General features: G+C 41.5%; 9 protein-coding genes. 6 read left to right on the top strand and 3 right to left on the bottom strand.

The genetic code is table 11. The annotated features are described in order from the left end of the window. Nucleotides 1-56: 56 nt before the first annotated feature. The 5 genes from ilvN (at nucleotide 57) to WKK05_RS28135 (ending at nucleotide 6,545) form a co-directional block, all read left to right on the top strand. On the top strand, nucleotides 57-575 hold the full coding sequence (gene ilvN / locus WKK05_RS28155; RefSeq protein ID WP_099070215.1) for an acetolactate synthase small subunit: 519 nt from the start codon (nucleotides 57-59) through the stop codon (nucleotides 573-575). Nucleotides 576-1,542: 967 nt separating this feature from the next. Then, the gene (locus WKK05_RS28150; RefSeq protein ID WP_341526322.1) at nucleotides 1,543-2,820 is read left to right on the top strand and encodes a lipopolysaccharide biosynthesis protein; all 1,278 of its coding nucleotides are present in this window, start codon (nucleotides 1,543-1,545) and stop codon (nucleotides 2,818-2,820) included. 157 nt (nucleotides 2,821-2,977) lie between these two features. Next, nucleotides 2,978-3,562, top strand: a complete 585-nt coding sequence (locus WKK05_RS28145) for a hypothetical protein (protein WP_341526321.1) — start codon at nucleotides 2,978-2,980, stop codon at nucleotides 3,560-3,562. Nucleotides 3,563-3,990: 428 nt separating this feature from the next. Next, complete coding sequence (locus WKK05_RS28140) at nucleotides 3,991-5,883, top strand: DUF4912 domain-containing protein (RefSeq protein WP_341526320.1); 1,893 nt, start codon at nucleotides 3,991-3,993, stop codon at nucleotides 5,881-5,883. A gap of 125 nt (nucleotides 5,884-6,008) precedes the next feature. Next, complete coding sequence (locus tag WKK05_RS28135; RefSeq protein ID WP_341526319.1) at nucleotides 6,009-6,545, top strand: DUF937 domain-containing protein; 537 nt, start codon at nucleotides 6,009-6,011, stop codon at nucleotides 6,543-6,545. Nucleotides 6,546-6,815: 270 nt separating this feature from the next. Here WKK05_RS28135 and sir read toward each other — a convergent pair whose 3' ends face one another. Next, nucleotides 6,816-8,759, bottom strand: coding sequence for a sulfite reductase, ferredoxin dependent (gene sir / locus WKK05_RS28130; RefSeq protein WP_341526318.1), 1,944 nt, complete (start codon nucleotides 8,757-8,759; stop codon nucleotides 6,816-6,818). A 631-nt stretch (nucleotides 8,760-9,390) separates the two neighbouring features. On the opposite strand from sir, the gene WKK05_RS28125 reads away from it, so the two are divergent. Further along, nucleotides 9,391-10,332 (top strand): ADP-ribosylglycohydrolase family protein, encoded by a 942-nt coding sequence (locus WKK05_RS28125; protein WP_341526317.1) that lies wholly within the window; start codon nucleotides 9,391-9,393, stop codon nucleotides 10,330-10,332. A 112-nt stretch (nucleotides 10,333-10,444) separates the two neighbouring features. Here the strand turns inward: WKK05_RS28125 and WKK05_RS28120 are convergent, their stop codons facing one another. Continuing rightward, complete coding sequence (locus WKK05_RS28120; protein WP_341526316.1) at nucleotides 10,445-11,464, bottom strand: transposase; 1,020 nt, start codon at nucleotides 11,462-11,464, stop codon at nucleotides 10,445-10,447. 21 nt (nucleotides 11,465-11,485) lie between these two features. Further along, nucleotides 11,486-12,337 carry a hypothetical protein gene (locus tag WKK05_RS28115; RefSeq protein WP_341526315.1) on the bottom strand — a complete coding sequence of 284 codons (852 nt, stop codon included), beginning with the start codon at nucleotides 12,335-12,337 and terminating at the stop codon, nucleotides 11,486-11,488. Nucleotides 12,338-12,438: the final 101 nt, after the last annotated feature.

Genomic DNA, 12,438 nt, shown 5'->3' with positions numbered 1-12,438 from the left:
AGCCGTTAGTTAGTGTCTGCGTTGTTCAAGTTCTGCTCTGGCCTCTGTTGGCAAAGATGAAACATACCCTTTCGGTTCTAGTAGAAGATGAGGCGGGCGTTCTTTCCCGCATTTCTGGTTTATTTGCCCGTCGCGGTTTTAATATTGAAAGCCTTGCTGTAGGCCCAGCTGAGCAAGGAGGAGTCTCTCGAATTACGATGGTTGTACCCGGTGACGATCGCGTGATTGAGCAACTCACCAAACAATTATATAAGTTAGTCAATGTCCTGAAGGTACAGGACATTACTGAAACTCCTTGCGTAGAGCGAGAATTGATGCTACTCAAGGTGAATGCTACTAGTAGTAATCGCTCAGAAGTGATTGAACTATCACAGATTTTTCGGGCGCGAGTTGTAGATGTGGCGGAAGATTCTCTGACTTTGGAAGTTGTGGGAGATCCAGGTAAAATGGTGGCGATCGTGCAGGTGTTGCAAAAATTTGGTTTGAGGGAAATTGCCCGCACTGGCAAAATCGCCTTAACCCGTGAATCAGGAGTGAATACTGAGTTACTTAAGTCCTTGGAAGCAAAAGTTTAGCGAAAAAGCATTAGTAGTGGTCTTTTTTACCCAATGATAAGCCCTCTCCTCCTTGCAGGAGAAAGGTTTTGACTCCCCTAACCTGTGAGGGTTGGGGGTTAAGTCTATACTATATTTTTTAAAGTTGACATACTTATACCAATTCTCTGTGAGGCTGCACATTATTTTGACCTCTCTCAACCTCCCCAAGGCATCGGGGAGGTTGGGAGGGGTTATTTCTATGCATCTTCATACAGAATTGCTATTAACAAAACTAGACTATCAAATAAAGCAACAATTTATATCATATTTGCGGCTTATTCATATTGTAACAAACATACCTCTTGATGATTGTCTGAATATGATTGATAAGTATCAAATATTTGATTTAATCCTCTATAACTTGTCTTAAATATGGCGGACTTTTAACATTGAACTCTCTCTTATAAAGCAAATTTAGGTAGATACTACAGATTCCAAGTTGATTAACTACACAACATAGGTTTAAAAACCAAGCATAAAGCCTGTTTTACTTCTGACTTTTGAATTCTGCTGTTTATAACAGGTTGATTTATTAGCAAAGACTTTCGAAACATTATCTAATACCAGTTTCAAAAATCTTTGCAACAACCAAATTCACTGTATGAGCTTACAGATGTACACTTATACCAACGTATCTTGAGCTGGGATTTCATGAAATGGTAAGAGTGAGAGTTTATTACAGATAATGGAAAACTGTTATAAAACTTTTGCCAAAGTGGCGTGACTTGAACAATAAAAAATTGGTACAAAATAAATAATTAACACCACTAGCTATCAATACCAGTAAAGGAATCTAACATAATTGGTATCAAAAAATTTGGTGGAATGAAAAAACCTTTCCATATTTTCTACTCTTTTTTAATTACTTTAGTCTAATATTTCCTAGCTAAATAGGAAATTCTCAAAGTATATAAAATGAGTTCTCAACAGAGGAACTTTTTGACATATGCAGCAGAAAAAATCATTAACACTGCGCCATAATTTCTCTTGGGCATTTACTGGCAATGCAGTCTATGCAGCTTGCCAGTGGGGGATGCTTGTGGTGTTAGCTAAACTTGGTAGTCCAAAAATGGTAGGGCAGCTTGCCTTGGGTTTGGCGATCGCAGCGCCTATAGTCGCATTTACGAATCTGCAACTACGATCTGTGCAAGCAACAGATGTAAAAAAACAGTACTGTTTCAGCGATTACTTGGGGTTGAGGCTAATTTCAACAGCACTAGCACTTCTAGTTATTGCTGTAATTAGTTTGTCTGGAGGGTATGCGTGGGAAACATCTTTAGTTATCTTCTTGGTTGGTTTGGCGAAAGCATTAGAGTCTATTAGTGACGTATTTTATGGACTCATGCAGCAGCACAAACGTGTAGATAAAATTGCGATATCCCTAATAATGAAAGGTTTTTTATCGCTGCTATTACTGAGCATCGGCGTACATCAATCCAGTAGTATTTTATGGGGCGTAACGGGATTAGTCTTCGCTTGGGCTGTGGTGCTGATTAGCTACGACATCTTTAATGGTGTGTTGGTACTCAAGCATTTATCACAACTACAACCACATTGGAAACGTCCAATTTTAGCAAAGCTGGTATGGCTTTGTTTACCATTGGGGTTTGTCATGATGCTAGTTTCGCTTAACAACAATATTCCCCGCTACTTTATTGAACAATATTTGGGCGAACAGCAACTGGGGATTTTTGCAGCCATAGCCTATCTAATGGTGATAGGAGGGATGTTAGTAAATGCTTTGGGGGAATCAGTTAGTCCCTGGTTAGCCAAATACTATGCAGCAGGAGATGCCACAGCATTCCGCACCCTTTTGCTCAAGTTTGTGGGCGTAGCTAGTTTACTGGGCGGAACTATTGTTTTAGTTGCTCTTGTGGCTGGAGGGCAGATCCTGACTTTTTTGTATCAGCCCGAATATGCTGAGCAAACAAATTTATTTGTCTGGTTAATGGTTGCTGCTGGAATTAGCTATGTATCATCCTGCTTGGGCTATGCAATGACGGCAGCTAAGTATTTTTGCATCCAAGTACCTATGTTTTTGGCAGTAGCTGTTATTTCACCCGTTGCTTGTATTTGGTTGCTGCCCTATATGGGATTACTAGGTGCTGCGATCGCTTTAATTATTGCAGCTACGGTGCAAACTGTGATGAATTTAGGGGCGGTTATTCATAGTCTGCACAAACTCGACAGCAAAAACCTCAATCCATCCACAAGGCTAAGCTGAGAGTGAAATAGAAAGCAGGGACAGGAGACAGAAGGGGCAAGTTGCTTGTTGTAAGGGTTTTAATTGTTAGATCAGAAAGTTTCCTGTAAAGAAAGTTGGAAAATATCTTGATTCGTCTGCCAATTTAAATAATCAATTTCTCTTTGTATTGAGAATTATGGTGGCAATCTGGGAAGACAATTCATCCTTTAGCAGCTTGGCTAATACCAAAAATATCTATTTTTATAACTTAATCATAGATAGCTTAGAGAGCGCAAATGACATTTTTCATAAGTATAAATTTCAACCGAATATTAGTGACATAACTGGCGAAGTTTTCTGTATTAAAAACAAAGCAGGGACAAAATTCCAAAATGCCTGTTTTATAACTACAGATCAAAACCGAAATAACTATTACAGCTATCCCACAATCGTAAATATCACAGCTACAAAATTAGACATATCTCAAATTGAGGAAACTGGGAAGTTTGTCATCAATCGCATAGGTGATATAACTCAAGCTTTAACTGTGAAATACAGTATCTGGGGAACGGCTGAAAATGGAGTAGATTATCAACCAATTCCTAACTTTGTCACAATTCCGGCTGAGGCAAGTGAGGCAGTGATTCTAATTCAGCCCGAAAAAAGTCAGCAGCATTATGGTCTGAAGACAGTCTTGTTGAGTTTAGAAAATTTTGCCAAAAGCACGCAATATATGCTCGGAAAAAACTTTTATGCAGTGATAAATATTCTTGGTTATTAAAGTTATCAGGAAGTGGGAATAATCAGCTGAAGATACTCGTGGATTGTAGTTTGCGCTTTAGCACTAAAGCGCAAACTATGAATTTTAATTAATTTATATCTACCTACTTATTAATACTATTTGCCGTTTGCGTGGCAACAATTTAAGTAAGTTAACTAATTATTGTATTGTCAATCTAGATTTTAGCTTCATTGAGGCTAGTTGTCATATAATCCTACTAATTACCTCTCCTAAAAGTAAGGGATTGGAGTAAAAATTTAAGATTAGTATTACTAATGATTTCTATCTTAAGAAGGAATTAATCAAAATCTGAATAGCGAGAATAAAAGTAGTTGAATGCAAGCTTTTGTATAAGCTTGTCAGTTAATCATTTTGTTCCTACTAGTAATTTATCTACCTCCGTTTGTTGTATGCGGAGGTCTTTTGCTATGAAAAAGCGTATTGATAAAATGTTTTGTCAAAATAAATCACTGATATCATTAACAACTTTATTCAGCTTAAGTGCTACTGCTTTTACTCCCTTAGTCATCTCTTTGACTATTCGTCCTGTACTTGCTCAGTCATTGGGTGTTAGTACTTCTTTTCCGGTTCCACAATCTGTTAAGAGCGGAACAAAAGTGCAGATTAATAGCACAACTAGTATGGGAAACATTAATCAGGCACTAGCAAAACGGTTCAAAGCAAAGTTTCCTGGTACAGACGTTAAGATTGCTTATGATGGCACAGATACATCTTTAAAAGCATTGCCAAATGGAAAAATTGATTTGGCTGCGATTGGGCGATCGCTCACAGAAGCGGAGAAAGCACGAGGACTTGTTAGCACTCCTATAGCCCGTAATAAGATTGCTGTAATTGTTGGCAAGGACAATCCATATAAGAACAGCCTGACTTCTGAACAGGTTGCCAAAATCTTTCAAGGTGAAATTAACAACTGGTCACAAGTTGGTGGTTCTCCACAACCGATTCGCTTGATTGACCGCCCAGAAAATAGTGAGCTGCGGCAAGCATTGCAAAATTATCCCGTCTTTAAAAAAGCTTCATTTAAAACAGGTGCAAACACCGTCAAACTTCCAGCAGATAACACAGAAGCGGTCATCAAAGAACTAGGAACGAATGGCATTGGATATGCGATCGCAGATCAGGTAATCAATAACCCTAATGTGCAGATTGTCTCCCTACACAAGGTTTTTCCAACCGATCCTCGTTATCCATTTTCCCAGCCTTTGGGATATGTTTACCAAAAATCTAATCCCAGTCCAGCGGCAAAAGCCTTTTTAGGTTATGCAACTGCTCCAGAGAATCAAAGAATCATTGAAGAAGCTAGGGCTGGAAATGCAACACTGGCAAAGCCAATCGTGCCAAAGGCAGTGCCAGAGCCAATCGCAACTCCTCCAGCCAAAATTGCTTTTGTTCCAATGGCTGTAAGGGAATCGCAACGTGAATTTCCGTTCTGGTTGTTGTTAGTTCCGCTACTGGGTGTACTGGGTGGATTGCTGTGGTGGTTGCTGAATCGACGCACACCTACTTCTGTTTCTGCTAGAGTTGCAGCACCAGAACCTGTCCGCACCCCAGAAGGTCGTATTATCCTCACGCCCCGGAATTGCAGGGATGTTTATGCTTACTGGGAAGTACCAAACGAAGTGAAACTAGACCTGCGACGGCAAGGCGGACGTTATTTAAAAGTACGTGTTTACGATGTCACTGATATAGACATGGCTCGTCAACCGCCGCACAGCATGAAGGAGTTTGACTGCCATGAACAGGCGCAAGATATTCATATTCCCATCGCAGTAGACAATCGTGATTACGCTGCTGAGCTTGGTTACTTTACTAATAGCGATCGCTGGCTGAAAATTGCTCGTTCGGCTCCTGTACGGGTTCCCGCCTGTCAACTTGTTGGTGTTACTCCTGTTACAGCCACAGCTGGGTCTTTAGAAAGCAATCATCCTGCAAGCATCGAAGGTGAAAGTCGTGTGATCCTCGTGCCTCGCAACTCTAAAAATGCTTATGTCTACTGGGAAGTTCCCGAAGCACACAAGGCACAGCTACAACACCAGGGTGGACGGAAGTTGGCGCTTCGTGTTTACGACACTACAGGTATTGATCTGCAAGGACAACCTGCTCGCATTTTTCGACAGTTTGAGTGTGATCAGTCAACGCCCGATTTACACATTACCATTGTCCAAAGCGATCGCGACTATGTTGCAGAATTGGGCTATCTCACCAACGATGGTCGTTGGCTAAAACTTGCTCATTCTGCTCCTGTAAAAGTTACATATGCGATGAGCGTGACCAAGACAAGCATATTGCAATTCGGGTGAGCAATCGCGTTTCTACGCAGATGACAATTTATTCGTTCCTTCCACGTTCATGCACCATCAAATAGCACATCCTAAATCCTTAACCTAGCTGTTCCCTCTATACCCTTATCTGGAGGACATTTGTCATGGGACTTTTTTTTGATGTTCTAAGTACAATTAATAATCCCAATCAACAGGGAAGTGTTGCTCAGCTAGAGTCAATCACAAACTCGGTTCAGCAAGTGATGGTTAGTCGCGGAATTCAACCATCTCAAATGCAAAATGTAATGTCAATTGTGGGGAATATGCTTCGTCCCGCGCTCAAGCAACAACAGTCAACTTTGGATGGTAATCAGTTACAGAATTTGATTGATCAAGTTGTTGATCCTAAACTGGATACATTTGCACTGCAATCTTTACTATCACCTCAGTTACAGCAGCAAATCGTTGAAGCAGTTTCTCAACAAACTGGGCTAAGTCCTAATGTGATTCAAGCTGCTTTGCCAACGCTCACTTCAGCAGTGTTAAGTCTGCTAAATATGGGTTCTACTAAATCTGGGACTCTAGGTTCAAACTCTCTTTTGAGTACTTTTTTAGATAGCGATAGTAATACAGATATGGGGGATGTTCTGAAATTTGCCAATCGTTTTCTTAATCCATACCCCACCCTGCATAATTCTTAATACCAATACTCTAAAATGAGACTACAGATGCAAGCCTAGAAACCCAGATTCACTAATTACGAATTGGTATTAGTTTATGTATTTGCGACTAATATCAAGTTCCATTAATTACTTATAAAATGTATGTTTGTAGTTGCGCTTGAGCGCAAGAGTATATATGGCGCTCAAGCGCAACTACGAGCCTATTTATAAAATAAGCTCAAAAAGCACTAAAAAGAAAATCTGCCCAGTTTCCTTACTTTCCAAGGAGACTGGGCAGATTTTCAAAGGCTAGGGTACATCAGGAGAGGTTGCTACTTCAGATAGATTCTGGAAATAAACCTCTAATGCATCATTTACCAACTCAGTCATTGGCTTGCCTTCACGTACAGATGCCTCCTTTAACTTCATGTAAACCTCATCCTTGAGATTTACCCGGTGGCGTGATTTGCCCCCGCCATTAGCGGTTTGAGGTTCGTAAGTGGCAGCAAATTCACGAATGGCATCAAAAGTAATGCGATCGCAAAAATCGCCGAAGCGTTCCTTTGATTTACGTGACTTCTTAAAGAAGACAAAAATCGGCTCCAAGAAGCTTTCCAAATCATTATGGTGCAGCTTATCTATGTAAGGTTGCGCCAGTCGTGTCTGATCTGGCGAACCCCCTAACCATAATTGGTAACTTTCTGGAGCGCTACCCACTAACCCTAATTCTGCCATGTAGGGACGAGCGCAGCCGTTAGGGCAGCCTGTCATCCTTACTACAAAATGTTCCTTTTGTAAACCAAGTTTATTTAGCAGAGCGCGGATTCGCTCTAAAATACCGGGTATTGCCCTTTCTGATTCAGTAATTGCCAAACCGCAAGTAGGCAAAGCGGGGCAAGCCATCGCAAAACGTACTAAAGGCTCGATTTGGCTGGGGTCAGAGACGACACCATATCGGTCGAGAATCTCTTGAATGGCTTGCTTATTATCTGGTTCGACGTCGGCAAAAATTAAATTTTGGTGGGGTGTCAGACGGATGGGCAAGTTAAATTGCTCAACAATTTCCCGCAAAGCAGTTTTCAGTTGCAGGGAACCTTCATCTTTAATCCGACCATTGTCAATGGAAATTCCTAAAAATAACTTGCCGTCACCTTGTTCATGCCAACCGAGAAAATCCTGATATTTAAACTCTGGTAGTGGTTGGAAGGGTGCGACTGTTTTTCCAAAGTATTCTTCTACCTTGGCGCGGAATTTATCCACACCCCAATCGTTAATCAGATATTTTAATCTGGCATGACGACGGTCAGTGCGATCGCCATAATCTCTTTGGGTAGCAACAATCGCTTTTACTAAGTCGTAAACATCATCTTTTGCTACATAGCAAATTGGATCTGCAAGCCTTGCAAAAGTTTCTTCTTTACCGTGTGTCCTGCCTAAACCACCACCAGCAAAAATATTAAATCCTTCTAGTTTTCCCTTCTTATCAGTAATTACTACTAAAGTCAGGTCTTGGGAATACAAATCAATTGAATTATCGCCTGGCACTGTCACGCAAACCTTGAACTTACGGGGCATATAATGCGTGCCATAAATCGGTTCTTCGTTATCATGAATGATTGTGCCATTCCCATTTCGCTGCCGCGCTGCCTTCACCTCTGGGTTTTCTCCAGCGCTAATTACCTTTTCCCCATCCAACCAAATTTCGTAATAAGCGCCCGTTTGGGGTGAAAGTAAATCAGCAATGTTGTGGGCATACTCCCAAGCATATCCATACTCTGGGCGATTTTTAAAAGGGACTGGTGGAGCCATCACATTACGATTGATGTCGCCGCAAGCACCCAAAGTTGAACCCAGATTTTTGACGATAGTGGCAATCGCTGTCTTGAGATTCTTCTTTAAGATCCCATGCAGCTGGAACCCTTGACGCGTAGTTACTCGTAATGTGTGATTGCCATACTCATCAGCCAGCTTATCTAAAGACAGATATAGCTGCGGCGGCACAAAACCACCAGGGTTTTTTGTCCGCAGCATAAACTGGTAATCTTTTTCCTGTCCCTTGACGCGATTATCGCGGTTATCCTGCTGGTAAGACCCGTGAAACTTCAAAAGCTGCACTGAATCTTCACTAAAGTGAGTGGTGTCTTGAAGGATCTCAGTTGCTACGGGTTCACGCAAAAAATTACTATTTTCCTTGATTCCTTCTACTTTGGAAGGCTTACGGCTGGCAATTGGGGGAGGAGCAGATTTAACCATTAGAACTGTATAGTATTCTCAATAAAGCATCAGTGAACGCCGAAGCCGCAAACTTGAAATCAAGATATCAGCACCCTTTCGGCTTGTTGATCCCCGGTAATCCGCCCGGAATTATGAGGAATATCCTAATTTTAACACGGCGAAAAGCTGGCTTTGTCAGTGATGCAACACTTAACAATACCAGCTTTTTACATATATTAATCCTGAGTACCTTGTAAATTATACAGTAATTAAGGACTCGGTAATCTTTGATTTCAAATCATAACTTATACGACTACTAATTTTAACAGCAGAAGCATCGCTATTTTAGTAAGCAGTGAGTCCTAGTTTGGCATTGGTTTGTGTACTTCATAAACTTGAAATCTGCTGTAGTTAGCTGATGGGAGACAAAATACTAACTTAAAGTCCTTCCGCAAGCTTTTCACATAGGGTGAAAAAGTAGGCTGTAGCATCTATTGCAATAAATTATAGTGGGATCTATTAATTTAAGTTTTGTAAGACCTAGCAGTCAGAATAGCTAAAAAATCGGGAAGTAGTTTTACTAATACATATGCTAATGACACCGAAGCATTATAAATTCTGACTTCTGAATTCTTAGTAATTTTTAGTGATTCATAGTGGAGATTCAATAATGCTAACCGCTGCAAAAACGTTGTCTGGTTTGATGGGTTTATGTGTCGGTGATGCATTAGGTGTGCCTGTGGAGTTTACTACTCGTGCTGAGAGAGTGAAAGCTCCGGTGACCAAGATGTTGGGTTATGGTACATGGAATCAACCAGCAGGAACTTGGTCAGATGACAGTTCATTAACCTTTTGCTTAGCGGAAAGTCTTTGTAGAGGTTATTCGTTGGATGCTATAGCCAGTTGCTTCTGGCGCTGGTACAAAGATGCTTACTGGACTCCCCGTGGCGATGTCTTTGATATTGGACAAACCACTCACACAGCAATTATGCGCCTGAAACAAGGAGTTTTACCTCATCAGGCAGGCGGTAAGGTTGAAAATAGTAATGGCAATGGCTCGTTAATGAGAATCTTGCCAATGGCCTATTGTCATAGAAGTTTGACTTTAGGCGAATTGATAGCGCGAGTGCATGATGTTTCTGCGATTACCCATGCCCATGCGCGATCGCAAATGGCCTGTGGCATTTATATTAGTATCGCAGTGGCACTCTTAGAAGGGGCTGACCTTCAAACAGCTTATTTACAAGGGTTGCAAGACATCCAAACAATTTATTCTGTCCGCGAATATCTCTTAGAAAAGCCGCATTTTGGCAGAGTTTTCAGTGGTGAGATTGCCAAGTTGCCAGTAGAAGAGATTAGTTCTGGCGGCTACGTGATTGATACTTTAGAGTCATCCTTGTGGTGTTTATTAAATAGCTCATCCTACTCTGAGGCGGTACTCAAAGCTGTCAATTTAGGGGGAGACACAGATACTACTGCTGCTGTCACTGGCGGTTTAGCAGGAATTTACTACGGCGTGGAAAATATTCCCCAAGAATGGATGAATCAAATTGCCCGCAAACAGGACATTATCAACTTGGCAGAACGTTTTGATAGGGCGGTTTACAGTTAGAAGTTGAGAGTGAGGAGTCATGAAATGTCAAACTCCTAACTCCTGTAGAGACGCGTAGACGCAGGGAGTGCGGCTTTTCGTAAGAGTATAATCGCGTCTCTACTTTTAACTCCTAAACCGTAGACAAAGAATAAACCTGACCATCAATCAACAACCGAGTAATGCCCTTGGCTTGTAGATGGGTACGAGCCTTATGCAGCATTTTACTATCAGGAACTTTAATCACGCGATCGCGCTTGGTAGAAAAGCGCTTGGCGACTCGATGATTGTCGAACACTGGCAGAGTTCTTTGCTGGGTTTCAAGGCTAGGAATTTGCCCCAAGTCACCAAAGTCTTTAAGAGGACGAGTAATTAGTTCAGAAGAACGGTCAATCACCAAGTAGCAAGTTTTGGGCAAATGGGCTGCCGACAGTGGTAAAACTTGAACTGCCGCTTCACCTGGCTTACGTCTTGTAACTAGAGGTCTTGCTTCCTCAAAATCATCTTCCTCGAAGTCATCTTCCTCGAAGTCATCCTCATCTAAATCGTCCTCATCTAAATCGTCCAAATCTTCTGAGTCTTCTAGCAATTCTTCGCCCAGCATTTCGGCTATAACGGTTGCTTCTGGATGTTCATCCTCTAGCACAGGGCTGGGAATATTTACTATTTCCGGCGGCTTTTGTTCTGGAGTTTCTAATTTGTCTGCTATTCTTAGCTTCGGTTTTTCCGTTGCTGAGGAACGCCGCTTCACTCGTCTAATAGCATTAATCGACTCTAACTCTAGAGCAGTATGCTCTAATTGAGCTTCTTCCTGTTCTTCCTGTTTCTCCTCTACTACAGGCGGCTGTAGCTCAACTTTCGGTAACTCCACCAAGGGGCGGCTTTGGCTACTCGGAAGTTCTATCTCCGGCTGTGGTTGAGTCAACAAGGGCAATTGCTCGTAGTTTACCTGCGCCCTCCCTTCAGGAGTTCTAGCTGCACGCTTTAAAGAAACGAGGTATTCATACTCGTCTTCTGGTAAGGTACTTTTGAGCAGGCGGCTAATTGTCGAGTTACTCACACCATAATGGTCTGCCAAAGTTGAGGTTGTTTCGGCAGTCTCTCGATATAACTTTAGAATTTCTTGCTTGTCTGAATCTGTTAATTTTCTCACGGTAGATACCAAAACTCTTTACTAAGCTCGTTTTCGTCCGCTTGTACGCCGATTTCGCCTCAATGATGCGTCATATTCTAGGGCAGCACCCATACCAAATAACACTCCGCTAAACACCCAAAAGACTTCTAGTACTTCCCCACTTTGATAAGTGGGACTCTGGGCGTATTTAAACCACATATCTGCAATGTAGAGCGAGAATGCTGCCGCTGCAATCATTCGCCAAGACTGGGAAACTCTTCCTCCCCAAAAGGCTAAAAGTAGAGTCGTGGCAATAATTAACAGAACCACATCACTAACTACATAAAACCAATTCAAGATGTTGCCTAGCAGTTCTTCGGGTGCAGCGTGTTGCATAGAAATCCACCATGCTAACAAACTACCAAAAACTGCAATTGCTAAAACAATTAGCCACTGCCATCTTTCTAGATTGATTCGCCTAGAAGCCACAGCTAAAATCATGCCTGTGCCAAGTAACAGATAAGTCAGTACAAAAAATATATCGCCTAGAGAGACGTCCGGTTCTTGTTTTAAAACTATTTCGGTATAACCGAAAAATATCCCTCCCACGAAATAAGAAAGCATACCTAAGCCAATTGAGAGCCATACATTCCTACCACTGACTATTTGCGGACTAAGCCAGTTCCTCAAGCATAAAACACTGGCACTTAGATAAGCTAAGGCTTCAAAAATATTTGTCCCAATCATGTACCACTCGGCACGGCTTTCTGTTCCATCTGCTGCGGGAATTTTGGCGCTAAATAACAAAAAGTATAACAGTGCCAGTACAGCCCAGCCAATGTTAGCTAGAACAATGTTCTGAATTGTGAAAATGGATTTAGAACGCAATGAATTTTCGTAAGAGTTATTCATAGGACTTGACTATAGTAAATGCACTCTGGAAGTACTTTTGCTTACGGCGCTCTGTCACTGGTAGTCTGTCTACCAATAAATGCATAATCAGACTCCAAAAA

Source organism: Nostoc sp. UHCC 0302, from assembly GCF_038096175.1.
In the GTDB taxonomy this organism is placed as follows: Bacteria; Cyanobacteriota; Cyanobacteriia; order Cyanobacteriales; family Nostocaceae; genus UHCC-0302.
Note: the sequence above shows the minus strand (reverse complement) of the source record. Positions and strands in the feature narration are given on the sequence as shown.